This window comes from Paeniroseomonas aquatica (assembly GCF_030409335.1).
Classification (GTDB): Bacteria; Pseudomonadota; Alphaproteobacteria; order Acetobacterales; family Acetobacteraceae; genus Belnapia; species Belnapia aquatica.
The window spans coordinates 1-23,643 of the sequence record NZ_JAUFPN010000198.1 but is presented as its reverse complement, the minus strand read 5'-3'; the positions used below and the strand labels follow the sequence as shown (position 1 = coordinate 23,643).

Annotated in this window: 24 protein-coding genes; 14 read left to right on the top strand and 10 right to left on the bottom strand. The window is 73.6% G+C overall.

What is annotated here, in order from left to right; all coding sequences use genetic code 11:
• Window positions 1-33: 33 nt before the first annotated feature.
• Genes QWZ14_RS26310 through QWZ14_RS26300 form a run of 3 tightly spaced genes read left to right on the top strand, consistent with a single transcriptional unit; the run spans window position 34 to window position 2,328 of the window.
• Window positions 34-561: a carboxymuconolactone decarboxylase family protein gene (locus QWZ14_RS26310; protein WP_290319991.1), complete on the top strand. Its 528-nt coding sequence runs from the start codon at window positions 34-36 to the stop codon at window positions 559-561.
• Between the two features lie 43 nt (window positions 562-604).
• The gene (locus QWZ14_RS26305) at window positions 605-1,564 is read left to right on the top strand and encodes a 3-hydroxyacyl-CoA dehydrogenase family protein (RefSeq protein WP_290319990.1); all 960 of its coding nucleotides are present in this window, start codon (window positions 605-607) and stop codon (window positions 1,562-1,564) included.
• Entirely contained in the window at window positions 1,561-2,328 is a 768-nt protein-coding gene (locus QWZ14_RS26300) for an SDR family NAD(P)-dependent oxidoreductase (RefSeq protein ID WP_290319989.1), read from the top strand. Before QWZ14_RS26305 ends, QWZ14_RS26300 begins: the two co-directional genes overlap by 4 nt.
• Here the strand turns inward: QWZ14_RS26300 and QWZ14_RS26295 are convergent.
• From QWZ14_RS26295 to QWZ14_RS26275, 5 genes are all read right to left on the bottom strand, one after another.
• Window positions 2,318-3,304 carry an NADPH:quinone reductase gene (locus QWZ14_RS26295; protein ID WP_290319988.1) on the bottom strand — a complete coding sequence of 329 codons (987 nt, stop codon included), beginning with the start codon at window positions 3,302-3,304 and terminating at the stop codon, window positions 2,318-2,320. The two genes, QWZ14_RS26300 and QWZ14_RS26295, sit on opposite strands and share 11 nt — an antisense overlap.
• A complete protein-coding gene (locus QWZ14_RS26290; RefSeq protein ID WP_290319987.1) occupies window positions 3,304-3,693 on the bottom strand; it encodes a RidA family protein in 390 nt (129 codons plus the stop codon). The genes QWZ14_RS26295 and QWZ14_RS26290 overlap by 1 nt, the downstream gene beginning before the upstream one ends.
• Window positions 3,693-5,393 (bottom strand): N-acyl-D-amino-acid deacylase family protein, encoded by a 1,701-nt coding sequence (locus tag QWZ14_RS26285; RefSeq protein WP_290319986.1) that lies wholly within the window; start codon window positions 5,391-5,393, stop codon window positions 3,693-3,695. Before QWZ14_RS26285 ends, QWZ14_RS26290 begins: the two co-directional genes overlap by 1 nt.
• 110 nt (window positions 5,394-5,503) lie before the next feature.
• Window positions 5,504-5,818 carry a hypothetical protein gene (locus QWZ14_RS26280; RefSeq protein ID WP_290319984.1) on the bottom strand — a complete coding sequence of 105 codons (315 nt, stop codon included), beginning with the start codon at window positions 5,816-5,818 and terminating at the stop codon, window positions 5,504-5,506.
• 62 nt (window positions 5,819-5,880) lie between these two features.
• The gene (locus tag QWZ14_RS26275) at window positions 5,881-8,178 is read right to left on the bottom strand and encodes a DUF3141 domain-containing protein (RefSeq protein ID WP_290319983.1); all 2,298 of its coding nucleotides are present in this window, start codon (window positions 8,176-8,178) and stop codon (window positions 5,881-5,883) included.
• A gap of 158 nt (window positions 8,179-8,336) precedes the next feature.
• On the opposite strand from QWZ14_RS26275, the gene QWZ14_RS26270 reads away from it, so the two are divergent.
• From QWZ14_RS26270 to QWZ14_RS26240, 7 genes are all read left to right on the top strand, one after another.
• Window positions 8,337-8,633: a hypothetical protein gene (locus QWZ14_RS26270; RefSeq protein WP_290319982.1), complete on the top strand. Its 297-nt coding sequence runs from the start codon at window positions 8,337-8,339 to the stop codon at window positions 8,631-8,633.
• A gap of 73 nt (window positions 8,634-8,706) precedes the next feature.
• Window positions 8,707-9,675 carry a Bug family tripartite tricarboxylate transporter substrate binding protein gene (locus tag QWZ14_RS26265; protein WP_290319981.1) on the top strand — a complete coding sequence of 323 codons (969 nt, stop codon included), beginning with the start codon at window positions 8,707-8,709 and terminating at the stop codon, window positions 9,673-9,675.
• On the top strand, window positions 9,672-10,208 hold the full coding sequence (gene greB, locus QWZ14_RS26260; protein WP_290319980.1) for a transcription elongation factor GreB: 537 nt from the start codon (window positions 9,672-9,674) through the stop codon (window positions 10,206-10,208). Before QWZ14_RS26265 ends, greB begins: the two co-directional genes overlap by 4 nt.
• Window positions 10,209-10,296: 88 nt before the next feature.
• A complete protein-coding gene (locus tag QWZ14_RS26255; RefSeq protein ID WP_290319979.1) occupies window positions 10,297-11,361 on the top strand; it encodes a hypothetical protein in 1,065 nt (354 codons plus the stop codon).
• A 61-nt stretch (window positions 11,362-11,422) separates the two neighbouring features.
• Complete coding sequence (locus QWZ14_RS26250; protein ID WP_290319978.1) at window positions 11,423-12,328, top strand: alpha/beta fold hydrolase; 906 nt, start codon at window positions 11,423-11,425, stop codon at window positions 12,326-12,328.
• 66 nt (window positions 12,329-12,394) lie between these two features.
• Complete coding sequence (locus QWZ14_RS26245; RefSeq protein WP_290319977.1) at window positions 12,395-13,366, top strand: Bug family tripartite tricarboxylate transporter substrate binding protein; 972 nt, start codon at window positions 12,395-12,397, stop codon at window positions 13,364-13,366.
• A gap of 134 nt (window positions 13,367-13,500) precedes the next feature.
• Window positions 13,501-14,547, top strand: a complete 1,047-nt coding sequence (locus QWZ14_RS26240) for a sensor histidine kinase (protein ID WP_290319976.1) — start codon at window positions 13,501-13,503, stop codon at window positions 14,545-14,547.
• A gap of 15 nt (window positions 14,548-14,562) precedes the next feature.
• Here QWZ14_RS26240 and QWZ14_RS26235 read toward each other — a convergent pair whose 3' ends face one another.
• Window positions 14,563-15,543 carry a Bug family tripartite tricarboxylate transporter substrate binding protein gene (locus tag QWZ14_RS26235; RefSeq protein WP_290319975.1) on the bottom strand — a complete coding sequence of 327 codons (981 nt, stop codon included), beginning with the start codon at window positions 15,541-15,543 and terminating at the stop codon, window positions 14,563-14,565.
• Between the two features lie 127 nt (window positions 15,544-15,670).
• Between QWZ14_RS26235 and QWZ14_RS26230 the strand changes: the two genes are divergently transcribed.
• A complete protein-coding gene (locus QWZ14_RS26230; protein WP_290319974.1) occupies window positions 15,671-16,618 on the top strand; it encodes an MYG1 family protein in 948 nt (315 codons plus the stop codon).
• A gap of 161 nt (window positions 16,619-16,779) precedes the next feature.
• Here the strand turns inward: QWZ14_RS26230 and QWZ14_RS26225 are convergent, their stop codons facing one another.
• A complete protein-coding gene (locus tag QWZ14_RS26225; RefSeq protein WP_290319973.1) occupies window positions 16,780-18,078 on the bottom strand; it encodes an ABC transporter substrate-binding protein in 1,299 nt (432 codons plus the stop codon).
• Between the two features lie 189 nt (window positions 18,079-18,267).
• Between QWZ14_RS26225 and QWZ14_RS26220 the strand changes: the two genes are divergently transcribed.
• Both QWZ14_RS26220 and QWZ14_RS26215 read left to right on the top strand, forming a co-directional pair.
• Window positions 18,268-19,275, top strand: a complete 1,008-nt coding sequence (locus QWZ14_RS26220; protein WP_290319972.1) for an NAD(P)H-quinone oxidoreductase — start codon at window positions 18,268-18,270, stop codon at window positions 19,273-19,275.
• 4 nt (window positions 19,276-19,279) lie between these two features.
• A complete protein-coding gene (locus QWZ14_RS26215; protein ID WP_290319971.1) occupies window positions 19,280-20,194 on the top strand; it encodes a DMT family transporter in 915 nt (304 codons plus the stop codon).
• A gap of 40 nt (window positions 20,195-20,234) precedes the next feature.
• Here QWZ14_RS26215 and QWZ14_RS26210 read toward each other — a convergent pair whose 3' ends face one another.
• Complete coding sequence (locus QWZ14_RS26210) at window positions 20,235-20,645, bottom strand: VOC family protein (protein WP_290319970.1); 411 nt, start codon at window positions 20,643-20,645, stop codon at window positions 20,235-20,237.
• Window positions 20,646-20,783: 138 nt separating this feature from the next.
• Window positions 20,784-21,665, bottom strand: a complete 882-nt coding sequence (locus QWZ14_RS26205) for a hypothetical protein (RefSeq protein WP_290319969.1) — start codon at window positions 21,663-21,665, stop codon at window positions 20,784-20,786.
• Between the two features lie 364 nt (window positions 21,666-22,029).
• On the opposite strand from QWZ14_RS26205, the gene QWZ14_RS26200 reads away from it, so the two are divergent.
• The gene (locus QWZ14_RS26200) at window positions 22,030-22,788 is read left to right on the top strand and encodes an alpha/beta fold hydrolase (protein ID WP_290319968.1); all 759 of its coding nucleotides are present in this window, start codon (window positions 22,030-22,032) and stop codon (window positions 22,786-22,788) included.
• Window positions 22,789-22,806: 18 nt separating this feature from the next.
• On the opposite strand, the gene QWZ14_RS26195 is transcribed toward QWZ14_RS26200, so the two are convergent.
• Window positions 22,807-23,643 (bottom strand): transglycosylase SLT domain-containing protein (locus tag QWZ14_RS26195; protein ID WP_290319967.1); only part of this gene is annotated, 837 nt, incomplete at its 5' end.

Below are 23,643 nucleotides of genomic sequence, written 5' to 3'. Positions count from 1 at the left end.
CAGCGCAGACCACAAGCGCGGGAGAGAAATTCCATGGCCCGAATCCCCTATGCCGATCCGACAGCGCCCGAGCACGAGGCGGCGGCGGCGCATATCGTCGCCAGCCGCAAGAAGCTCGGCCACCTGCACCGGATGCTGCTGCACAGCCCGCCGGTGGCGATGGGCTGGATCGAGATGTACGACGCGGTGCGGCGGAAGACGCTGCTCTCCGGCAAGCTGCGGGAGCTGGCGATGTGCCAGGTCGCCGCCATCAACGGCGCCGACTACGAATGGGCGGCGCATGCCCCGATCGCGCTGCAGGAGGGCGCGACCCAGGCGCAGCTGGATGCGCTGCCGGACTGGTCCGCCTCGGAGGCCTTCGATGCGACCGAGCGCGCCGCGCTGGCGCTGTGCGATGCCATGACCAGGCATGTGCATGTGCCCGAGGAGGTCTTCGCCGCCGCCCGCGCCGTGCTGCCGGAGCGCGAGCTGGTCGAGCTGGTGGTGACCATCGCCGGCTACAATTGCGTCTCCCGCGTGCTGGAGGCGCTCGGGATCAACGGCGCCGACAAGCTGGCCTGAACGCCACCTGCCGATCCCCGGCAGCCCAGAGAAAGGATCGACCATGTCACGCGTAGCGGTTATCGGCGCCGGCACCATGGGCCATGCCCTGGCGCTGGTCTTCGCCCTCGGCGGCCATCAGGTGCGGCTGACCGACAGCAACGAGGCGACGCTCGCCCGCGCCCAGGGGCTGATGGAGAAGGCGCTCGCCACCCTGGTCGCGGGCGGCGAGGCGCCGGCCGACTGGACCTCGGCACATCTGGCGCAATCCGTGACGCGCCATGCCTCGCTGGCCGAGGCGCTCGACGGGGCCGAGCTGGTGGTCGAGGCGATCATCGAGACGCCGGAGGCCAAGCGCGCGCTCTTCGCGCAGATCGACGCCCTGGCGCCGCCCGATGCGGTGATCGCCAGCAACACCAGCCATCTCGACGTCTTCCCGCTGATCCCGGAAGCCCGGCAGGCCAAGGCGCTGATCGCCCATTGGTACACGCCGCCCTACCTGGTCGACCTGGTCGACGTCATCCCCGGCCCGCGCTGCGAGCCGGCCGCCTTCGAAGGGGTGATGGGCATGCTGCGGGCCATGGGCAAGCAGCCGCTGGGCCTCAAGCGCTTCGTCCCCGGCTATGTCGCCAACCGCATCCAGGCGGCGATCGGCCTCGAGGTACAGCATCTGCTGGATGAGGGGGTGGCGACGGCACCCGAGATCGATGCCGCCATCATCCATGGGCTGGCGCTGCGGCTGCCGATCCTCGGCGTCTTCGCCAAGGCGGATTTCACCGGGCTGGCGCTGTCGCAGGCGATCCTGTCGAACAAGAGCTATGCGCCGCCGCCGGTGCGCGGGCGGAGCGACGTGCTGGACAAGCTGGTGGCCGATGGCCGCACCGGCGTGCTGGCCGGCGCCGGCTACTACGACTGGCCGCAGGAACCCGCGGCGCTGTTCGAGGCGCGCGACCGCCGGCTGATCGCCCTTAAGCAGGCGATGCGGGAGATCGGCACCATGGCCGGCCTGGAGCGCGACGCATGATCCGCTACGATCTGGCGGGCAGGACCGCCCTCGTCACCGGCGGCGCCTCCGGCATCGGCCTGGCGCTGGTGACGCAGCTGGCGCGCAACGGCGCCAAGGTGGCGATCAACCACCTAGCCGACGACCCGCGCGGGCCGGAGCAGGTGGCGCGGCTCTGCGGCGAGGGCCTCGACGTCATCGGCGCCCCCGGCGATGTCGGCGATGCCGAGGATTGCGTGCGCATGGTGGAGCAGGCCGTCGCCGACCTCGGCCGGCTCGACTTCCTGGCCAACAACGCGGGCACGCCGGGCAGCCGCACCGCCATCCCGAGCAAGGACCTCCACCGCATCACCGAGGAGTTGTGGGACACCCTGCTGCAGGTGAACCTGATCGGCGTCTTCCGCTGTACCAAGGCCGCGGCGGGGGCGCTGAAGGCCTCGGGGGGTGCGGTGGTGAACACCGCCTCGATCGCCGGGCTGAACTCGCCGGGATCCTCCATGGCCTATGGCGCGACCAAGGCGGGGGTGATCAGCCTGACCAAGAACCTGGCCCGGGCGCTCTCGCCCGAGGTACGGGTGAATGCGGTGGCGCCGGGGGCGGTGGACAGCTCCTGGATGATCGAATGGACCAACGAGCAGCGGGCGAGCAGCATCGACAAGGCGCTGCTGCGGCGCCGCTGCACCACCGACGACCTGGCGGAGGTGATGCTCTTCCTGCTGGCCGGGGCGGCGATGGTCACCGGCCAGACCATCACCGTCGATGGCGGGCTGACCCTCAGCGGCTAGGCACCACCACCACCGTGCCGCGCTTGGTGCCGGCCTCGACCGCCTCATGCGCGGCAGCCGTCTCCGCCAGCGGGAAGCTGGCGGCGATGCGGTGCAGCCGCGGGGCCTGGCGCAGCCAGCGGGTGATATCCGTCATCGCCTGCCGCCGCGCCGCCGCCGGGGCGCTGTTCAGCACCACGCCGCGGAGGTTCACGTTCTTCCGCATCAAGGTGCCGGAAACCGGAATGGCCGGGGAGGGGCCGCCGCGGCTGGCATAGCCGACGACGCTGCCGTTCAGCGCGACGACCTCGGACCAGAGCGCGGCATTGCCGGCGACATCCACTTCGACGATGCGGTCGACGCCGCCGGTCGCCGCCATGATCCGCGCGGCGCAATCCGGGGCGCGGTAGTCGAACACCGCCTCGGCGCCGGCGGCTTCGGCATCCGCAGACTTCCAGCCGCCGCTGGCGGTGGCGCCGACCCAGGCCGCGCCGCCCCAGCGCGCCAGCTGCACCGCGTAATTGCCGACCGCGCCGCCGCCGCCGGAGACCAGCACCCGCAGCCCCGCCAGCGGCCCATCGGCAAACAGGCAGCGATGCGCGGTCATCGCGGGGATGCCGAGGCAGGCGCCGATCTCATCGGAGATGCCTTCGGGCAGGTCCGCGACGTATTCGACCGGGACGCAGGTCGCCTCGGCGGCGGTGCCGAAGGGGCGGCCGCGCTGGGCGTTGTAGAGCCAGACCCGTCGCCCAAGCAGCGCCGCATCGACACCCTCGCCCAGCGCCTCGACGACGCCGGCGCCGTCGCTGTTCGGGATGATCAGCGGCCACTCGTTGGCGTAGCTGGTGCCGGCGCGGCGGTAGGTATCGGCGGGGTTGACGCCGGAGGCCGCGAGCCGCACCCGCACCTCGCCGGCGGCGGGCTCCGGCAGCGGCCGTTCGCCGAATTGCAGCACCGCGGCGGCGGGGCCGGTGCGGTCGTACCAGACGGCCCGCATCAATCGAGCGCCACCACGCATTCGATCTCCAGCAGGAAGTCGGGCACCGGCAGCGCCGCGACCACGCAGGTGGTGCGCGCCGGCAGATGCGCCGCGGGGAAGGCCGCGGCGTAGAGCCGGTTCATCTCCCGCACGTCGCCGGCACGCGTCAGCAGCACGTTGGTCTTCACCACCCTGCTGATGTCGGTCCCGGCTTCCGCCAGGATGGCGTGGAGCGACTTGATCACCTCGGCGAACTGCGCGGCGAAGTCGCCGGCCGCCAGCGTGCCGTCCGGCGCGAAGGGGCCGATGCCCGAGACATACAGCGTCGCCCCATGCCGCACCGCGACCGAGAGCGGCGGGAAGGGGCGGCCGTCCCGCGGCGAGGCGAAGCGCTGGATATCCGCCATCAGGCGGAGCAGCGCACGAGCTTGCCCGGCAGCGCGCCGGTCGCCTCGCCATGGCGGTAGGTCACCTGCCCGGCGACGATGGTCGCGTCGTAGCCCCGGGCCCGCTGCATCAGCCGCCGCCCGCCGGCCGGCAAATCATACAGCATCCCCGGCCGCTCGAGCGTCAGCGTCTCGTAGTCGATGACGTTGATGTCGGCCCGCATCCCGGCCTTCAGCGTGCCGCGGTCCGGCAGGCCGGCGGCATGCGCGGTGTCGCTGGTCTGGCGGCGGATGAGTTCTTCCACCGGCAGGCCACGCTGCTTGCCCCAGTAGCTCAGCAGGAAGGTCGGGAAGCTGCCGTCGGAGATGAAGCCGACATGGGCGCCGCCGTCGGAGAGGCCGACGATGGTGTTGCGGTGCCGCAGCAGCTCCTCGGAGGCATCCAGGGTGAAGTCGGCGTAGTTGGTCAGCGGGCAGAACAGGAAGCCCTGGCCCTCGTTCTCCAGCAGCATGTCGTAGGCGACGTCCTCCGGGCTGCGGCCCTCGCGGGCGGCCTTGGCGGCGACGCTGGTCTCGCGGTGCGGCACGTAGTCCGGCGGATCGCCGAAGGGGAACATCCGCTCGAAGGAGAGGCGGGTAATGAGGGGGAAGTTGCTGCCGGAGATCCGGTCGTCGGCGAGGATGGCCGCCTTCTTGGCCGGGTCGCGCATGGCGGCGACGCGCTCCGGCACCGGCAGGTGTGCGATCGCCTTGTAGCTCGGCGCGCCGCTGAAGGGGTTCTGGCTGCCGAGCAGGCCCATCAGGATGCCGATCGGCCGCGGCGGGAAGACCGGGCGGATGCGGAGGCCATCGGCGGCGGCCTGGTTGGACAGCGCCAGCAGCTCCTTCCAGACCTCGGTCCGGTCGTGCCGCGCGGTGAGGGAGAAGACCATCGGCCGGCCGCAGGCCTCCGCCACCCGGCGCAGCATGGCGAATTCGGTGGCGGCATCGGGCAGGTTGAAGTCGGAGACGACCTCGAGGAAGCCGGCGCCGACCTCCTTCAGCCCCATGGCGATGCCGATCAGCTCATCCTCCTGGGCGCGGAGCGTCGGCGTGTGGTCGCCCTTCAGCGTCTTGTGGCTGATGGTGCGGCTGGTGGAGAAGCCGAAGGCCCCGGCCTGCACCGCCTCGGCGACGATCTGCCGCATGGCGGCGATGTCGCCCTGGTTCGCCGGCTCGAGGTTCAGCGCCCGCTCGCCCATGACATAGACGCGGACGGCGGCATGCGGGACCAGGGCGCAGATGTCGATGTCGCGCGGCTTGCCGTCCAGCACGGCCATGTACTCGGAGAAGCTCTCCCAGGTGAAGTTCAGCCCCTGGGAGAGGACGGGGGCGGGGATGTCCTCGACGCCCTCCATCAGCTCGATCAGCTTCATCTCCTCGCCGGGATGGACCGGGGCGAAGCCGACGCCGCAATTGCCCATGACCGCGGTGGTGACGCCATGGATGGCGGAGGGGGCGAGGTGGCTGTCCCAGACCGCCTGGCCATCGTAGTGGGTGTGGATGTCGACGAAGCCCGGCGTGACCAGCCGGCCGGCGGCATCGATCTCCTCGCGCCCCGGCGGCAGCCCCGGCCCGATGGCGCTGATCAGCCCGCCGGTGATCGCCAGGTCGGCGGGGTAGGGGGCGGCGCCGGTGCCGTCGACGATGGTGCCGCCGCGAATGACCAGATCGGCTGCCATGGATGCTTCCTTCCGTTCCCGTGTCTTCTTGGGAGGAAGCCTAGGCCCATCGGCGGCCGGGGGGAAAGCCTGGAGCCGAAGGCGGGCTCGCGACTGCGCGAGCCGCGGCGTCAGGGCTTCGGGTAATTCGCGCCGAAGCGCGCGACGAAATCGTTGAAGCCGTAGCGGTCGATGCGCACCAGGCAGGGGGCGCCGTCGAGGTGGCGGAATTCGTAGATCAGCGCCTCGTCGCCCTGCAGCGCCATGCGGCAGAAGCCTTCCTCCGGCGCCAATTCCTTGCCGGGGCAGCGGTCGAGGTTCACGTGCCGCACGTTCTCCTCGAAGCCCTCGTAGCCGTAGAAGCAGGCCGTCTCGGCCCGAAGGCCACCGATCCAGGCCGCTACGGCGAGAGCCGGCCAGAGGAGCCGGAGGGGTCTGATGTGCATGGCTGCCTCCGGCGTCGCGGCTTGATCGTTCGAGGATACCATCGTTTCCGGCAAGGCCAAGCCTAGTCGGGCATGGCCGCCGCCTCGTAGCCGACCGGGACCGGGCTGGCGGGCTTCAGGCCCAGCGTCGCGCGGAGTTGCGCCAGCATGGATTGCGCCGCCTCGCCCAGCTCGGCTTCGGGGCCGGCCACCCCCTCGACCGCCGCCATGGCCCGCCGCCGCTCCGCCACCCGGGGCAGCAGCTTCGGCAGGGCGGCCAGCGCCTCGTCCTGGGCCATGCTGGCGATGACGGTCTGCTCGCGGATCAGCGCCTGCCGCCCGGCCGGGGTCATGGCCGCGAAGGGCGCCTCGGTGGTCAGCAGGGCGTTGGAGCGGGCCAGCCGCGACCGCCGCACCCCGCCGCGGGCGCGGGCCAGCAGGATCATCATGCGGATCACCGCCTCGGCGTAGCCGCCCTCGGCGACCCGGGCGAGGGCGGCCCGCACCTCCGGCGCCTCCACCTCGGTGGCCAGGGGCGGCGCCTCCTCCGCCGTGTCCCCCCCGGCGACGCCCCAGGTGCCGAGCGCGCCATAGACCGCGTGGAAGGCGTATTCGGTCCAGCCGTCGCGCAGGTCGCGGTAGAGGTCGAAGCTCCGCTCCACCCCCTCCGCCCAGAGCCGTTCCCAGGCGAGGAAGGGGTTGGCGGGCGCCACGGGCCGGCGATGCGCGCGGACCTCCTCGGCCAGGCCGGCGACCGGGGCCATGGCGGGGTTGTGGTCGCTCAGCAGGGTCCGCCGCAGCCGCATCGGGTGCAGCTGCCGGCGCAGCTCGGCGGTCCGCTCGGTCGCCATCTGGCGGACCCCCGGGGCGATGAAGAGGTCGTAGATGGACTGGTTCAGCGCCGAGATCCGGGCGACGGCGGGGAAGGCCTCGTTCCTCGCCTCGCCGGAGCGGGCGCGGATATCGGCCATGGTCCGCTCCTTGAGCTCGACCTGCCACTCCTTGGCGCCGCCCTCGGTGGTGATCAGCATCTCGTAAAGGCCGGGCGCCACGCTGTCGATGAGCTGCAGGGTCTCGGCGATTTCCGTGTGCTCCTTCAGCGCCACGGCGCCGGAGACGAAGATGCCGAGGTGGCCGATGTCCTCGTGCATCAGGTAGACGATGGTCTGGCCGAGGGTCTTAATCTCCCGCTCGTCGCGGTAGACGTCGGCGATCCAGCGCAGCGCCTGGCCCGGCGGGGTGATGTTGTCGCCGGCCGAGGCGAAGACGATCACCGGGCTGCGCACCGAGCGCATGTTGAAGGTGGCGCCGGCGCCGGAGCTGATCTCGCCGCGGGCGAAGCGGTCGCCGATGAAGAGGTTCTCGACGATCCAGCGGATCTCCTCGCGGTTCATCAGGAAGTAGCCGCCCCACCACTTCTCGAATTCGAGGAAGCGCGGGGTCTCGGCGTCCACGCTGGCGAAGAGGTTGTAGTACTTCTTGAACCAGGTATTCGCCGGCGACAGGCTCTCGAAGTTCAGCACCAGGCTGGCGCCGTCGAAGCGGCCGTTGCCGAGGTCGGCCATCAGCGCCGCCGGCCAGGAGCCGCCGGCGAGGCCGCCGAGGTAGCGCATCGGGTTCCGCCCGCGCTCGCCCGCCCAGTAGGACAGCGGCGCGCCGTTCAGCACGATGGCGCCGGTGAGCTCGGGCTGCGAGGCGCCGAGCATCATCACCGCCCAGCCGCCCTGGCAGTTGCCGATGACGACCGACTTCGGCGCCTCCGGGTGCAGCTCGTGGATGCGCTCGAGGAAGATGCCCTCGGCCCGGGTGATGTCGAGGATGGTCTGGCCCGGCTCCGGGTCGCGGAAGAAGATGACGAAATAGACCGGGTGGCCGCGGCGCAGCGCCACGCCGACCTGGCTATCGGATTTGAAGCCGCCGATGCCGGCGCCATGCCCGGCGCGCGGGTCGATGATGACGAAGGGCCGCAGCCTGGGGTCGAGCGGCGCGGCGCCCTCGGGGTGGCGGATGCGGACCAGGGCGTAGTTGCAGGGCCGCGGCAGGGTGCGGCCATCCACCACCATGTCCCAGTCGAAGAACAGCACCGGCGGGCAGCCCGCGGCCTCGTGCTCGACGAAGATGTTGCCGGCCCGGCGCATGGTGTCGAGGAAGAGCACGCCGCGCTGGGCCGCATCCACCGCGTAGTCCGCCGCATCCTGCAGCAGCGCCCGCGGGCTGGCCGGGAGCGGTGGCGGCGCCGGCGGCAGCGCGGCCGGGGCCAGCGCCGCGGCCTGGCGGCCGGCCACATCCGCGAGGGTGCGGGCCTGGTCGATCACGCGGGACATGGTTTCGGCGCCGCGGGCAAGGAGCTCGCGGCCCGGGGGAGGGGCGACCACGGTCATTGGCGTATCCTTGATTGGCCGGTCGGCAGTTTGCCAATATGGTGCACTGCACCATTGCCGCTGTCCAGCGGATTGCGCCCGATCGCCTCCGGGGCGGGATAAATGCATGGCCACCCCGAATCTTTGGGCCTAGCCTCCCCGGTGGGGAGAACCGTGCCGTGCCGCAAGCCGTAAAGCGAAGCGTCGCCCTGCCGCCGGACCAGGCGCGCTACATCGACGATCTGGTGGCCTCCGGCGCCTATGAATCGGGCAATGCAGTGGTCCTGGCCGCCCTCGCCGCGTTCCAGGCGCGGGAGGAGGCGTTGGCCCGCTGGGTGAAGTCGCAGGTCGTGCCGGTGCTCGGCGCGCTGCAGCCCAACCGTGGCTGGGAGGTGCCGGAGGACCAGCTGGTCTCCGCCGTGCGCCGGCAGCAGGCGGTCTGGGTCCCCGAGACCGCCAAGGAACGCTCGGACTAAGGCCGGCGCCCATCCGCCGGCGCGGCTTGACCGCAACCGGGGCCGCCCGCAGCCTCCCCCCGAGGAGACCGCCATGCCAGCCATCACCCGCCGGGCCGCGCTTGCCGCGCCGGCCGGCCTCGCCGCGCGCCCGGCCCGGGCCCAGCCCGCCCCCGGCCGGCCGGTGCGCATCATCGCCCCCTTCACCCCGGGCGGCGGCACCGATACCACCGCGCGGGTCCTGGCCCCGGCCATGGGCGCCTTCCTTGGCCAGACCGTGCTGGTCGAGAACCGCCCCGGCGCCGCCGGCTCGCTCGGCGCCGGGGCGGTGGCGGACAGCCCGGCGGATGGCCATACCCTGCTGATCGATGCGCTGAACCATGCGGTGAATCCGCAGCTGCTGCACGGCCTGCGCTTCGACTACGCGACCGCCTTCGCCCCGGTCAGCCTGCTGACGGTGCTGCCGCAGATCTTCGTGGTGCCGCCGGCGCTGCCGGTCGCGACCCTGGCGGAGTTCGTCGACTGGGCGCGGGCGCGGCCGGGGCGGCTGGCCTTCGGCTCCTCCGGCAATGCCGGCGGGTCGCATCTCGGGGCCACCCTGTTCCTGCGGGAAACCGGGCTCGACATCGGCCACGTCCCCTATCGCGGCGGCTCCGCGGTGCTGCCGGACCTGATCTCCGGCACCGTGGTCTTCGCCTTCGCCACGGTGAATTCGGCGACCCAGCTGATCCGCGACGGGGGGCTGAAGGCGCTGGCCGTCGCCTCGGAGCAGCGGGTCGCCGCGCTGCCGGCGGTGCCGACCATGGCCGAGGCCGGCTATCCCGCGGTGGTGCTGGATGAGTGGAACCTGCTCGCCGCCCCGGCCGGGACCCCGGCGGCGGTGCTGGCGCGGCTGCATGCGGCGGTGCGCCACGCGCTGGCCCAGCCCGCCGTGCGGGACCGCTTCGCCGCGATCGGCGCCACCGCGGTCGGCAGCCCGCCGGAGGAGGCGGCGAGCTACCTTGTGGCGCAGCGGGAGAGGCTCGGCCGGCTGGTGGCGGATGCCGCCATCACCATCGAATGAGCCGTGCCGAGGATGACGACGACGAGGAGGCCGGCCCGCCCGGCCTGCCGTCCGGCACCCCCTTCTACATGACCCCGGCCGGCCATGCGGCGCTGCTGGCCGAGCTGCGCCGGCTCTGGTCCGAGGAGCGGCCGAAGGTGGTCGAGCTGGTCGCCTGGGCGGCCGGGCTCGGCGACCGCTCGGAGAATGCCGACTACCAGTACGGCAAGCGCCGGCTGCGCGAGATCGACCGCCGGGTCCGCTTCCTCCGGAAGCGGCTCGAACGGGTGCAGGTGGTCGACCCCGCCCGGCAGACCCGGCGCCACGCGATCTTCTTCGGCGCGACGGTGACCTATGCGCGGGAGGACGACCGGGAGGTGACCGTCACCATCGTCGGCGTGGATGAGGCCGACAGCGGCGCCGGGCGGATCTCCTGGGTCTCGCCAGTGGCCCGCGCCCTGCTCGGGGCGGGCGTCGGCGACCTGGTGCGGGTGCGGATGCCGCAGGGGACGGAGAGCCTCGAGGTGGTGGCGATCCGCTACCCCGCGGCCTGACCCGGCTAGCGGCCCGGCTGGCGGCCCCGGCCGAAACAATGCCGCGCACCGCGCGTTGGCCTCGCTCCCATCCGGAACAGCAGTGCCCATGACGGTTCAGGTCGAACGGCCCAACCCCCCCGGCTTCCCCGCGCATGGCGCGAAGGCGCTGCCCGCGGTGACGCTCGACGCGCTGAACGCGGAGCTGCGGACGCCGGAGGGCTTCCTCGGCGACCAGGCCAGCAGCGGCGCCTTCCGCGAGATCCTCGATACCTGGCGGAAGACCCTGAAGAAGGTTGACGACGACCCCTTCGGCACCACCCCGACCGCCGAGATCAGCCGCCGCCAGCTCGACAAGCTGCTGGCCCAGGGCGACGCCGAGATCGCCGGGCTGGTGCATGGGGTGGTCGAGGAATTCGCCCAAGGCCTCGCCACCGTCATCAAGCGCCTGCTGAAGACCAAGGGCTGGCAGGAGACCGAGCGCATCGTCATCGGCGGCGGCATGCGCGGCAGCCGGGTCGGCGAGCTGGCGATCGGCCGCGCCGGCATGCTGCTGCGGGGCGAGGACATCGCCACCGAGCTGCTGCCGATCCGCCATGACCCGGACGAGGCCGGGCTGATCGGCGCGGTGCAGCTCGCGCCGCCCTGGATCTTCCTCGGCCATGACGCGCTGCTCGCGGTCGACATCGGCGGCTCGAACATCCGGGTCGGGCTGGTGCGGCCGCACCTGAAGAAGGCGCCGGACCTCTCCGCCGCCTGCCTCTGGGAGACCGAGATCTGGCACCACCGCGACGACAAGCCGAAGCGCGAGGAGGCGATCGACCGGCTCTGCGAGATGCTGGCCGACCTGCTGCGCAAGGCGGAGAAGCGCGGGCTGGCCGTCGCGCCCTTCATCGGCGTCGGCTGCCCCGGGCAGATCGAGCCGGACGGCAGCATCGCCAAGGGCGGCCAGAACCTGCCGGGCAATTGGGAGAGCAGCCGCTTCAACCTGCCGGGGCGGCTGCTGGAGGCGCTGCCGGAGATCGGCGGCCATGCCACCATCATCGTCGTGCACAACGACGCGGTGGTGCAGGGGCTGAGCCAGGTGCCCTGGATGGGCGACGTCTCCCGCTGGGGGGTGCTGACCATCGGCACCGGCCTGGGCAATGCCCGCTTCACCAACCGCGAGCGGTAGCGGCCCGGGTTGCCAGCCCGGCCGCCCCGGCCGATCCTCGGGCGCCGATGCGGATGGGACGATGGACGCGATGCCTGACGAGATGAGCCGGGGCCCGGAGCGGGTGCCGGAGGGGATGGACGGCGCGCCCGATGCGGCGCTGGCGCGGCTGGACGGCGCCGCCCGGCATCTTCGTACTCCCTGCGGCGCGGGCGAGATGGCCTGGCGGGTGTGGGGCGGCGGCGGCGGCATCCCGCTGGTGCTGCTGCACGGCGGCTCCGGCTCCTGGCGGCACTGGGCGCGCAACGTCGCGGCGCTGGCCCGGGGCCGGATGGTCGTCTGCCCGGACCTGCCCGGCCTCGGCGACAGCGCCATGCCGCCGCCGGCCGAGACCCCGGCGCCGGTCGCCGCCGTGGTCCGCGCCGGCCTCGACCGGGTGCTCGGCGCGGGGACGCCCTACCACCTCTGCGGCTTCTCCTTCGGCGCGCTGCTCTCGGGCCACATCGCCGCCGAGGCCGGGCCGGCGCTGCGCAGCGTGACCCTGGTCGGCGCCGGGGCGCTGGGCCTGCCGCGGCAGATCACCCCGCTGGTCAAGGTCCGCTCCGAGACCGGCGAAGCGCGGATCGCGGCGCACCGGCACAACCTCGCCAGCCTGATGTTCGCCGACCCGGCGCGGATCGACCCGCTGGCCCTGGCGATCCAGGAGGCGAACAGCCAGGCCGCCCGCTTCCGCAGCCGCGGCTTCGCCAGCAGCACCAGCCTGAAGGACGCCATCGCCCGCAGCCGCGCGCCGGTGGCGCTGCTCTACGGGGAGCGCGACGCCATCGCCTGGCCGGAGATCCCCTCCCGCTTCGCCGCCCTGCATGCGGTGCAGCCGGAGGCCTGGACCGGCGTCATCCCCGGCGCCGGCCACTGGGTGGCCTACGAGGCGGCGGCGGGCTTCAACGCCATGCTGGCGGACATGCTGGACCGCCGCTTCGGCGGCTGACCGGCCTCCGCGGTTGCCCGCGGCCCCGGCCCCCGGCATCCTGCCGGCCGGGACGGGGAGCGGCGCATGGACGATCAATTCGGGCGGCGCGCCGCCCTGGCTCTCGGCGCCGGCCTGCTTGCCCGCCCCGCCGCGGCGCAATGGGTGCCGCCGCGGCAGGTCCGGCTGGTGGTGCCCTTCTCCCCCGGCGGCGGGGCGGATACCACGGCGCGGCTCTTCGCCCCGACCTTCGGCGCCGTCCTCGGCCAGCCCGCGGTGGTGGAGAACCGGGCCGGCGCCGGCGGCACCATCGGCGCCGCCGAGGTGGCCCGCGCCGCGCCGGACGGCACCACCCTGCTGGTCGACGCGGCCAACCAGGCGGTCGCCCCCTTCATCTTCCGCAACCTCGGCTTCGACTACGAGCGCGGCTTCACCCCGATCAGCCGGGTCACCCTCTATCCGCTGATCGCCGTCGTCCGCCCGGACAGCCCCTTCCGCAGCCTGGCGCAGCTGCTGGACAGGGCGCGGGCGGCGCCGGGCCAGGTGACCTACAGCTCCTCCGGCAACGCCGTCTCGAACCACATCGCCGCGGCGCTGCTGGCCAGCAGGGCCAAGGTGGAGCTGAGCCACGTGCCCTATCGCGGCGGCGGCCCGGCGCTGGCCGCGGTGCTGGCGGGGGACGTCGACTTCGGCTTCGCCACCGTCGCCTCCGCCGCGGCGCTGGCGCAGGACGGCCGGGTGCGCGCGCTGGCCGCCTCCTCCGCCCAGCGGATCCCCGGCCTGCCGGAGGTGCCGACGGTCGCCGAGCAGGGCTTCCCCGGCTACGACCAGAACGAGTGGAACGGGGTCTATGGCCCGGCCGGCCTGCCGCCGGCGATCGTCGAGCGGGTGCAGGCCGCCTGCCGCGCCGCCCTGGCCGAGCCGCTGGTGGTGCAGCGGCTGGCCGCGCTCGGCGCCATCGGCCTCGGCAGCGGCCCGGCCGAATTCGCCGACTTCCTCCGCCGGGAGCGGGCTTCCATGGCGACCCTGGTGCGGGAGGCCGGCATCAGCGCCGATTGATCGGCCCGCGGCCGGGCCGGGATGGCTCCGCCGCCGAACCGCGCTAGGGTGCCGGATCGCGCCGGCCCCGCCGGGCCGGACCTGCCACGAAAGGCCCCGATCACGCGCCATCACCTCTCCCCGGCCGCCCCGCCATGACCCTGGTCGCCCTGGTCGCCCGCCTCGGGGCGGCGCGGCGCCCGGCGGCGCAGCGCTGGACCATCGCCCTGGCCTGCCTGGCGGTGGCGGTGGCGGCGCGGCTGGCCCTCGAGCCGGCGCTGCCGCCCGGCTTCCCCTTCCTGACCTTCTTCCCCGCGGTGATCCTCACCGCCTTCCTCGGCGGGCTCTGGCCGGCGGTGGCGGTGGCCGCCGGCTGCGGCCTGGCGGCCTGGCTGCTGCTGCTGCCGAGCGCCGCCGCCGGCACGCCGCAGGCGGCCGACCTGCTGGCGCTCGGCTTCTACGCCGGCATCGTCACGGTCGACATCGCCATCATCCACGGCATGACCCTGGCGCTCGACCAGCTCCGCCAGGAGCGCGAGCGCAGCCAGTCGCTCGCCGCGACCAGCGCCATGATGTTCCACGAATTGCAGCACCGGGTCGCCAACAACCTGCAGGTGGTCGGCGCGCTGATGACCCTGCAGAAGGCGACGGTGCAGGACGCCCAGGCGCGGCGAGTGATCGAGGAGGCGGCGGCGCGGCTCGGCCTCATCGGCCGGCTGCACCGCAAGCTGCACGACCCGCGGGGCCAGCTGGTGGATTTCGGCGCCTTCCTGCGCGAACTCTGCGACGACGTGCTGGGCTCGATGGACGCGGCCGGCGCGGTGCGCTGCACCGTCGACGCCGAGCCGCTGGCGCTGAACCCGGACCAGAGCGTGCCGCTCGCCCTCATCGTCGCCGAGCTGATCGCCAATGCGCTGGAGCATGGCTTCCCCCAAGCCGGGACCACCGCCGGGACCGCCGCCGGGGGCGCCGCCGCGCCCGGCACCATCGCGGTGGCGCTGCGGCGGGAGGCGGCGGGGCGGATCGGCCTGACCATCGCCGACGACGGCCACGGGCTGGCGCCCGATTTCGACCTGGCGCGGACCCGCAGCCTGGGGCTGCGGATCGTCAAGGCGCTGGCCGCCCAGCTTGGCGGCAGCTTCGAGATGGAAAGCCGCCGCCCCGCCGCCGGCACCCTCTGCCGCATCCGCTTCGCCGGCTGAGCCGGCGGCCCGGGCTCAGGGCTTCGGCGCGCTGGCCATCAGCCCTTCCCAGCGCTCGACGTCGCGCTGGACATAGGCCGCGGCCTCGGCCGGCGGCAGCGCCAGCACCCGGTCGACGCCGAGCTCGGTCCATTTCCGCCGCAGCGCCTCGTCCTGCTGCACCCGGGCGACCGCCGCATGCAGCGCCACCTGCAGCGGCGCCGGCGTCGTGGCGGCGACGAAGATCGCCTGCCAGACCACCATCTCGGCCTCGACCCCGATCTCCCGCCAGGTCGGCACCTCCGGCGCCGCCGGGCTGCGGGCCGGGCCGGTGACGGCGAAGGCGCGGGCCTGGCCGCCGCGGGCGGTCTGCAGCCCGGTCAGGGCGATGTCGAAGACCAGGCCGATGCGGCCGGCGGCGAGGTCGAGCGTCGCCGGCGCCCCGCCGCGGTAGGGGATCTCGTTCATCGACAGGCCGGTGGTCCGCTGGAACAGCAGCGCCGCCATCCCGAGCGTGCCGCCGCCGCCGGTGCTGCCGAAGTCGTACTTGCCGGGATGGGCGCGGACCTCGGCGATGAAGCCGCGGCCGTCTGCCGCGGGGAAGCCGTTCGAGACCAGCATCACCATCGGCATCTCCGACAGGATGGCGACCGGCGAGAGCTGGCGGATCGGGTCGACGCTGGCATTCGGCACCACCGCCCGCAGCACCGCATGGCTGGTGTTGTTGAACAGGATGGTATGGCCGTCGGCCGGGGCGCGGATGACGAATTCCGCCGCCACCATGCCGGCGCCGCCGACCCGGTTCTCCACCAGCACCGGCTGCGGCAGCACCCGGGCCAGGGCCTCGGCCAGCACCCGGGCGCCGACATCGGTGGCGCCGCCGGCGGTATAGGGCACCACCAGCCGGACCGGGCGGTCGGGGAAGGCCGGGGCCTGGGCATGGGCCGTCCGGGCGAGCGCGGGCAGCGCCAGCAGGCCGAGGGCGGCCGCGGCGAGGCGCAGGGGCAAGCGGGTCATGGTGGGGTGGTCCTTGCGGGTTGGCCGGCAGCCTAGCAGATCGGGCCCGGCCCTCCAGCCATCGACGCCGCCGGCCGCGCCCTGTAGGCACGGCGCCACCCCACCCGCATCACGACGGATCCGCCCCATGACCCCCGACCAGCCGCTGCCCATCCTCGCGACCCATAGCGGCAAGTTCCACTGCGACGAGGTCTTCGCCTATGCCGTGCTGCGGCTGGCGCTCGGCCTCGGCGAGGCCGGCCGGGACCACATGCTGCTGCGCACCCGCCGGGCGGACCAGCTCGCCGGCGCCGGCATCGTCTGGGATGTCGGCTTCGTCTTCGACGCCGCCGCCGGCCGCTTCGACCACCACCAGCGCGGCGCCCCGCTGCGGCCCGACGCGACGCCCTTCTCCTCGGCCGGGCTGGTCTGGCAGGTGTACGGCGAGCGCGCGGTCGCCGCCCTGCTGCCGCCCGAGGCCGCCGGCTTCGCCGCCGCCATCGCCGCCGAGCTCGACGACAACCTGGTGCGGCGGATCGACGAGATCGACAACGGCGTCGCCGCCGACGGGCCGCTGCAGCGCGACACGCTGGGCCTGGCCAGCCTGGTCGGCGAGTTCAACCCGAGCTGGGACGACCCCTCCGGCCAGGGCCCCGGCGCCGGCGACGCCGCCTTCCAGGAGGCGACGGCGATGCTGCTCGGCGTGCTGCGCCGCCGGGTCGACGCGCTGCGGGCGCGGCTGGCGGCCGAGGCGCATGTGCTGGCGGCGCACCGCGCCGGGGCGGATCCGCGGCTGCTGGTGCTCGACCGCGGCATGCCCTGGAAGAACGTGGTCTTCGCCCATGGGCTGCCGGTGCTGTTCACGGTCTCCCCGGCCTCGAACGGGAACTGGATGCTGGACACCATGCCGCCCGAGCCCGGCTCCTTCGCCCAGCGCCTGCCGCTGCCGGAGGACTGGGCCGGGCTGGAGGCCGAGGCCCTGGCGGCGAAATCCGGCATCGCCGACGCGGTCTTCGTCCACCTGCGCCGCTTCGTCGGCGCGGCGAAGTCGCGGGACGGCGCCCTGGCCATGGCGCAGAAGGCCCTGGCGGCCTGAGGCGGGCCCGCGCCGGCGGGTCGTTCCACGAGCCGGTTCCTCCGGCCGGAGCCGGCGTTAGAGCAAACTCCGATCTGATGGAATCATCAGGCCGGAGATATTTGCTTGCCAGAACAAAAAGCTAGAGCGGGCTCCGTGAGCCAGTGCGAACGGAAACCGCGCTAGCCGGTCCCGCCCATCACCGCCCGCAGCGGCGCCACCGCCGCCTCGGCCGGCCCGACCGTCACCAGCCGGCCGCCCTGCCACTGCGCCAGGCAGGGCCGCGCCCGCAGGTTCTGGCCCTTCTCGTCGAAGCGGGCGCCCCAGCCGGTGGCGGTCGTCCCTTCCGCCACGTCGGTCGCCAGCAGCGCCGCCCGCACCTTGTCCCGCTCGAGCCCGCCGGCCCGCTGCAGCGCCTCCAGCACCAGCCGGGCGCCGACGTAATTGGCCAGGGAATGACCGGAGCGCGGGTCGCTGCCGTAGCGCTTCTTGTACAGCTCGACGAAGGCCGCGACGCCCGGCGCCACCGCCTCGGCCACCGCGAATTGCGGGAAGTCGACGTCGAGCGTGCCCTCGAACTCCGGGCCGACCGAGCGCGCGGTATCGGTCAGGCTGTAGCCGGCGCCGCTGCCGATCACCATGCGCGGCCGCCAGCCGGCCTCCTTCATGCCGCGGTAGAACAGCACGATGTCGTTCTGGTAGCCGGTGTGCAGCACCACGTCGGCCCGCACCGCCCGCAGCCGCTCCAGCACCGGGGAGAGCTCGACGGTCCGGGCCGAGTAGCCGATGCGTTCCACCTGGGTCAGCCCGCGCGCCCGCAGCTGGGATTCCTGCAGGCCGCTGACCGTCTGCCCATAGAGCCCGTCCTCGTGCAGGACGGCGATCCGCAGCGCCGCGGCCGGGGTGGACCAGGCGCCGGCCAGCAGCTCCGGGATCACCGCCACCGAATCCCGGGCGAAGTCGCTGGCCCGCGGGCAGAGCCGGTAGAGGTTGCGGAAGCCGCGTTCGGTGATGGGGTCGGCGATGGCGCCCAGCTCGAAGTAGGGCAGGCCCTGCATCTCGGCCGCCTGGCTGGCGGCGAAGCCGAGGTGGGAGGCGAAGGTGCCGAAGCCCGCGGCCACCCGCTCGGCCGACTGCAGCCGGCGCAGCTCGGCCATCGCCTGCTCCGGCCCGGCCGCATCGCCCTTGGCCAGACGGATGGCCCGCCCGAGCAGCCCGCCGGCCGCGTTGCGCTCCTCGACCGCCAGCTCCAGGCCGCGGAAGCTCTCGTCGCCCAGCAGCGCCAGGCTGCCGGAGAAGGGGAAGAGCGCGCCGAGCCGGAGCTCGCTGCCGGCGGCGGGCGCCGGGGCGGCGCCGGGGGCCGCGGCGCTGCCGCTGCTTGCACCCGCACCCGCACCACCACCCTGGGCCCGCAGCGGCGGCGCCGGTGCGACCAGGGCGGCGAGGCCGCCAAGCAGCGGGCGACGGGCGATCCTCGACATGGGCATCCTTCCGCGGCGGGCGCGCGGTGGCTGATTCTTCCCATGCGGCGGGCCGCTGGCAACCCCAATCGACGCCGGCCTCCCGTGCAAATTCCGCGGCCATGCGCGGCGGCGGAATCCCGGGCCGGCTTGACGCCGCGCCGCGCCGCGCGGAAACCTCCCCGCCGCATTCCGGGAGGAGCAGACCCCATGGCCACGCTGCCTGAGACCATGACCGCCATGCTGCACGGCGACGGCGGCGGCCCCGAGGTGCTGGTCGCCGGCACCGTGCCGACCCCGGCGCCGAAGCCGGACGAGGTGCTGATCCGCGTCCAGGCGACCGGGGTGAACCGCCCCGACGTCGCCCAGCGCAAGGGCGAGTACCCGCCGCCCCCCGGCGCCAGCCCGCTGATCGGCCTCGAGACCGCCGGCGAGGTGGTCGCGGTCGGCGCCGAGGTCACCGGCTACAAGGTCGGCGACAAGGTCTGCGCCCTGACCAACGGCGGGGCCTATGCCGAGTACTGCGCGGCGCCGGCCAGCCAGTGCCTGCCCTGGCCCAAGGGCTACGACGCCATCCGCGCCGCCGCCCTGCCGGAGACCGCCTTCACCGTCTGGGCCAACCTCTTCGGCCACGGCCGCCTCGCCGCCGGGGAGACGGTGCTGATCCACGGCGGCACCTCCGGCATCGGCGTCACCGCCATCCAGCTCGCCAAGGCCTTCGGCGCGACGGTCATCGCCACCGCCGGCAGCGCCGACAAGTGCAAGGCCTGCCTCGACCTCGGCGCGGATGCGGCGATCGACTACCGCGCCCAGGATTTCGTCGCGGAGGTGAAGCGCATCACCGAGGGCAGGCTGGCCAATGTCGTGCTCGACATGGTCGGCGCCGACTACTTCAACCGAAACCTGAAGTGCCTGGCCATGGACGGGCGGCTGGTCATCATCGCCTTCCTCGGCGGCTTCGAGGTGGGCAAGGCCGACCTCCGCCCGATCATGACGCGGCGCCTGACGGTGACGGGCAGCACCATGCGCCCGCGCACCACCGCGCAGAAGGCGGAACTGGCCAAGGCGCTGCGCGAGAAGGTCTGGCCGCTGCTGGACGCCGGCCGCTGCGCCCCGCCGATCTTCAAGGTCTTCCCGCTGAAGGAGGCCGCGGCCGCCCACGCGCTCATGGAAGGCAGCACCCACATCGGCAAGATCGTGCTGCAGGTCGCGGACTGAGGGCTTGTCCGCCACCGCCCGGCCGGCCTCGCCGACCGCGACGCTGGGGCAGGGGCTGCGCTACCTCGCGGTCTCGGTCTGCCTGTTCGGCGGCATCTGGCCGATCACCAAGGCGGCGCTGGCCAGCTCCACGCCGCTCTGGTTCGCCGTCAACCGCTGCGCCATGGCGACGGCGGTCTGCACCCTGCTGCTGGCCGGGCTGCGCCGGCTCGGCCTGCCGGCGCGGGGCGACCTGCCCTGCATCCTGGCGATCGGCCTGCTGCAATTGGGCGGCTTCTTCGCCCTGACGCATGTGGCGCTGTCCTGGATCCCGGCCGGGCGGATGGCGATCCTCACCAACGTCACGGTCTTCTGGCTGATCCCGCTGTCGGTGCTGGTGCTGGGGGAGCGGGTCTCGCGCGGCCAGTGGCTCGCCGTCGGCATCGGCCTCGCCGGCGTCGGCGTGCTGATGCAGCCCTGGACGCTGGTCTCGCCCGAGCCGGGGGCGGTGCCCTTCCTGGCGCTGCTGCCGGGCTACCTGATGCTGCTCGGCGCCTCGCTGTTCTGGAGCCTCGCCATCCTGGTGACCCGCCGCCTGCCGCCGCGCCGGCCGGTGCTGGAGCTGCTGCCCTGGTGCTTCGGGGTGGCGACGCTGCTGCTGCTGCCGCTGGCGCTGTGGCGGGAGCCGCTGGGCGGCATCGGCGGCGGCGCCTGGCCCTATGCGATCTTCGTCGGCGCCGTCGCCGCGCCGATCGGCACCTGGGCCACCATCGAGGCCGGGCGGCGGCTGTCCGGCATCCTCGCCTCGGTCGGCTTCCTGGTGGTGCCGGCGCTGGGCGTGCTCATCTCCAACCTCTGGCTCGGCGAGCCGCTGGGCTGGGACGTGCTGGCCGGGGGCGGGCTGATCGCCGCCAGCGTCGTGCTGGCGGCACGCGGGTAGGGTCGTGCTGGCGGCGCGCGGGTAGGGTTTGCTGGCGGCGCTAGCCGTTCATGTCCTGGTGGACCTCGATGACGTTGCCGGCGGGGTCGTGGAAAAAGATCTGGTGCCAGCCGCCCATCGCCCATTGGCCATAGTCGGAATAGGGGATGCCCCTCTCCTCGAGCCGCCGCTTGAAGGCGGCGATGTCGTCGGTGCGGAAGGCGATGTGGCCGCGCTCCAGCGGGTTGACGACCTGCCCGGTGCGGAAGCCGACCTTCAGGTCCGTCTCCGCCAGATGCAGCTGGGTCTGCCCGTCCGAGAGGAAGGCGACCGGCGCGGCATAGCCCTCGGTGGTGACGCGGGCACCGGCCAGCGACGGCTCGGGACGCAGCTCCAGCACGGCGCTGTAGAAATCCTCCATGCCCGGGACGTTCCCCGAGCAGAGGTTGAGGTGGTGCAGCGTGATCTTCATCTGGCGCATCCTCCGACGGCGGTCTCCGTGCCGCCGCGCAAGGCTAGGCGGAAGGGGGAGGCCGTGGCCAGCCGCTGTCCCGGCCAGGGCTGCCATAGGCGCCGCGGCGCCGCCCTGGCCGGGACGCCCCGCTCGGCGTCAGGCGATGAGGTAGTCCATCGGGCCGCCATCGGGCGCCGGCGGTGGCGGGGTCAGCCAGTCGTCGAGGCTGCCCCAGGCGCCGGTATCGGCGAAATACTGCTCCACCCGCGCCCCGAGCGCATCCCAGTCGGTGGCTGCCGGGGCGGGGCCAGGGCCGGGCGGCGGGTCGTTCAGCGCGTGCCACTGGGCTTCGAGCGTGGCGAAGTCGGCGGCGGTGATGAAGTCGGTGGTCGGGTAGACGGTCAGGACGAAGCTGTCGTCGATGCCCTGCTGATCCCGCTCGTGCAGGGTGGCGATATCGAAGGTGACGCTGCTGTGGGGGGCGATCTGCCCGTGCAGCCCGAGCGTCGAGGGCGCCCCGGGCGTGCCGGGGGTGGGGGAGGTGAGCGACCGCTGCTCCAGGGTCAGCGGTCCCGCGCTGTCGGGCACGCCATGGAAATGGGCGTAGAGGGCGTGGACCGTGATCTGGTTGGCCGGGTTCGGGTCCTGCAGGTAGTTGACCGCGTCGCTCTGGTTGTCGGCGAGGAAGATCAGCGCGGTGTCGCTGGCCGGACCCGGCAGGCCGAGCGGCACGTCGGTGTCGTTCCGGATGGTGATGCTGATCGGGCCCCGCAGCCCGCCGGTGTCCGTATCACTCTCGCCCGGCCCGTCCAGGTCGAGGAACTGGACGCCGAGGATGCCATGCGCCGCCTGGGGATCGACGATTGCATCCAGGTCGTAGGTGATGGTGAAGTTCAGCCGGGCCACAGGCGGGGTACTGGCGTCGAGCCGGAAGGGCTGGGCGGGCCCGACGCCGGCCTGGGACAGCGTGATGCCGTCGTCGACCAGGGCAAGCCATGCCGATTGGGCGACGCCGATGATTCTTTCCTGATCCGCCATGTCTGCGCTCCTCCACGGCCGGGACTGGCCGGCGGCAAGACGCTAGCGGCTGCTATTTCAGGGAGTCGAAGTAAACCGCAATAAACTCCCCCGCATGTGAGAAAAGGTCCAATAATATAGTCGATGCGATGATCTGGTTGACAGACTTGGCGTGGCATCTGCCGCACCGGCATTCGAAAAAACGCAACTTTTGGTTGATTTATTGCGTTGTTGTCTTGGTCCATCCGGAGATCTGCCGGGCACCGCGCATCTGGTCCCGCGGGATTTGCCTTCGCCCCGGCATGCCGCGACCATCCGCGCCGCCGGCGGCCTCGGTCGCCGCACCGGACCGCCATCCGCAACCCTCGGAGCAAGGATTACCCCCATGCGTCTCAACGTGGTCGAAGCCGGGGAGGGGCCACCGGTCGTGCTGCTGCACGGGCTGTTCGGCTCGGGGCAGAACTGGGGCGGCATCCAGCGCCAGCTGGCCACCCGCCACCGGGTGCTGGCCATCGACCTCCGCAACCACGGCGCCTCGCCGCGCGCCGCGGCGATGGACTACCCCGCCATGGCCGCCGACGTGGCCGAGACCATGGCCGGGGTCACCGCCGCCCCCGCCGCCGTGCTCGGCCATTCCATGGGCGGCAAGGTCGCCATGGTGCTGGCCCTGCAGGAGCCGCAGCTGGTCAGCCGGCTGGTCGTCGCCGACATCGCCCCGATCCGGTATCCGCCGGCGCTGCGCGCCTATGTCGAGGCGATGCAGGCCATCACCCTCCGGCCCGGCCTCACCCGGCGGGACGCCGATGCCGCCCTGGCCGAGACCATCCCCGAGCCGGGCATCCGCGCCTTCCTGCTGCAGAACCTCCGCCTGCAGGAGAGCCCGCCGGACTGGCGCCTGGGCCTGGCCGAGATCGCCGCCGCCATGCCGGGGATCGAGGGCTTCCCCGAGCTGCCCGGGCGCTATGCCGGGCCGGTGCTGGTCCTGGCCGGGGAACGCTCCGGCTATGTCCGCCCGGCCTCGACGCCGGGCTTCGAGGCGCTCTTCCCCGACCTCCGCTTCGCCACCGTGGCCGGGGCCGGCCACTGGCTGCATGCGGAGAACCCGGCCGGCTTCCTCGCCGCGCTGGAGCCCTTCCTCGGCTGAGGCCGGGCCCCGTTCCGGTCAGCGGGCGTCGGCGACCTCGATGGTGCCGCCCGCCTGGCCCGGCGCGCCGGTGGCCTGCCGGGCGAGGCTCGCCAGCAGGGCCGGCCGCGCGCTCCGCTGCTCCGCCACGAGCTGCTCGATCGACTGGTAGACCTGGGCCAGGCCGAGCGGCCGGCCGGTGTCCCGCGCCAGGAACAGCCCGCGGTTGCGCTGCAGGCTGTCCGCCCCCACCGCCTCGGTCACCGGCCGCGCCGGCGTCAGCGCCAACTCGGCCAGGAAGCGCTGGGCGCCGGCCGGGCCGAGCAGGTGCACCATGTAGAGGTCCGCCGCCGTCGGCGCCCGCCCCAGGGCCTGCGCCAGGGCCGGCCGCTCGCGGCCCAGCCGCTCGGCGGCCATGACGGCGGAATGCCGGGGGTTGTCGCGCAGCCGCAGGATCTCGTTCAGCTGCCGCGGCCGGCGGGTGGAGATGGCGCCGGTGCGGGGGTCGGTGGAGAGCAGCGCCGCTTGGTAGGCCAGCCCGTGCCGGGGCCCGAAGTCGCGGACCACCTCCAGCCAGGTGCCGCGGGTGAACTGCATCAGGCCGCGGGCGGAGGAGAGCGGGTTGCGGGCGGTCGGGTCCAGCCGGCTCTCCTTCCAGGCCATGGCGAGCAGCAGGGCGGGGTCGGCGCCGCTGGCCCGGGCGGCGTTGCCGAGCGCCTGGGCGACCGCGGGGCGGACATCGTCGCCGCCTTCCGCGGGACCGGCCGCAGCTGCGGCGGCGGTCGGGCGGGTGGCGGCCGGTGCCCGGACCGGGGCGGCCCGGGGACGCGGGGCGGTGCGGGCGGCCTGGCGGGTGGCCAGGCGGGCGGGCGGCCG

Excerpts from the sequence above, each read along its gene's own strand:
- QWZ14_RS26310 (WP_290319991.1), top strand. The coding sequence starts at position 34 with ATGGCCCGAATCCCCTATGCCGATCCGACAGCGCCCGAGCACGAGGCG.
- QWZ14_RS26305 (WP_290319990.1), top strand. The coding sequence starts at position 605 with ATGTCACGCGTAGCGGTTATCGGCGCCGGCACCATGGGCCATGCCCTG.
- QWZ14_RS26300 (WP_290319989.1), top strand. The coding sequence starts at position 1,561 with ATGATCCGCTACGATCTGGCGGGCAGGACCGCCCTCGTCACCGGCGGC.
- QWZ14_RS26295 (WP_290319988.1), bottom strand. The coding sequence starts at position 3,304 with ATGCGGGCCGTCTGGTACGACCGCACCGGCCCCGCCGCCGCGGTGCTG.
- QWZ14_RS26290 (WP_290319987.1), bottom strand. The coding sequence starts at position 3,693 with ATGGCGGATATCCAGCGCTTCGCCTCGCCGCGGGACGGCCGCCCCTTC.
- QWZ14_RS26285 (WP_290319986.1), bottom strand. The coding sequence starts at position 5,393 with ATGGCAGCCGATCTGGTCATTCGCGGCGGCACCATCGTCGACGGCACC.
- QWZ14_RS26280 (WP_290319984.1), bottom strand. The coding sequence starts at position 5,818 with ATGCACATCAGACCCCTCCGGCTCCTCTGGCCGGCTCTCGCCGTAGCG.
- QWZ14_RS26275 (WP_290319983.1), bottom strand. The coding sequence starts at position 8,178 with ATGACCGTGGTCGCCCCTCCCCCGGGCCGCGAGCTCCTTGCCCGCGGC.
- QWZ14_RS26265 (WP_290319981.1), top strand. The coding sequence starts at position 8,707 with ATGCCAGCCATCACCCGCCGGGCCGCGCTTGCCGCGCCGGCCGGCCTC.
- greB (WP_290319980.1), top strand. The coding sequence starts at position 9,672 with ATGAGCCGTGCCGAGGATGACGACGACGAGGAGGCCGGCCCGCCCGGC.
- QWZ14_RS26255 (WP_290319979.1), top strand. The coding sequence starts at position 10,297 with ATGACGGTTCAGGTCGAACGGCCCAACCCCCCCGGCTTCCCCGCGCAT.
- QWZ14_RS26250 (WP_290319978.1), top strand. The coding sequence starts at position 11,423 with ATGGACGCGATGCCTGACGAGATGAGCCGGGGCCCGGAGCGGGTGCCG.
- QWZ14_RS26245 (WP_290319977.1), top strand. The coding sequence starts at position 12,395 with ATGGACGATCAATTCGGGCGGCGCGCCGCCCTGGCTCTCGGCGCCGGC.
- QWZ14_RS26240 (WP_290319976.1), top strand. The coding sequence starts at position 13,501 with ATGACCCTGGTCGCCCTGGTCGCCCGCCTCGGGGCGGCGCGGCGCCCG.
- QWZ14_RS26235 (WP_290319975.1), bottom strand. The coding sequence starts at position 15,543 with ATGACCCGCTTGCCCCTGCGCCTCGCCGCGGCCGCCCTCGGCCTGCTG.
- QWZ14_RS26230 (WP_290319974.1), top strand. The coding sequence starts at position 15,671 with ATGACCCCCGACCAGCCGCTGCCCATCCTCGCGACCCATAGCGGCAAG.
- QWZ14_RS26225 (WP_290319973.1), bottom strand. The coding sequence starts at position 18,078 with ATGTCGAGGATCGCCCGTCGCCCGCTGCTTGGCGGCCTCGCCGCCCTG.
- QWZ14_RS26220 (WP_290319972.1), top strand. The coding sequence starts at position 18,268 with ATGGCCACGCTGCCTGAGACCATGACCGCCATGCTGCACGGCGACGGC.
- QWZ14_RS26210 (WP_290319970.1), bottom strand. The coding sequence starts at position 20,645 with ATGAAGATCACGCTGCACCACCTCAACCTCTGCTCGGGGAACGTCCCG.
- QWZ14_RS26205 (WP_290319969.1), bottom strand. The coding sequence starts at position 21,665 with ATGGCGGATCAGGAAAGAATCATCGGCGTCGCCCAATCGGCATGGCTT.
- QWZ14_RS26200 (WP_290319968.1), top strand. The coding sequence starts at position 22,030 with ATGCGTCTCAACGTGGTCGAAGCCGGGGAGGGGCCACCGGTCGTGCTG.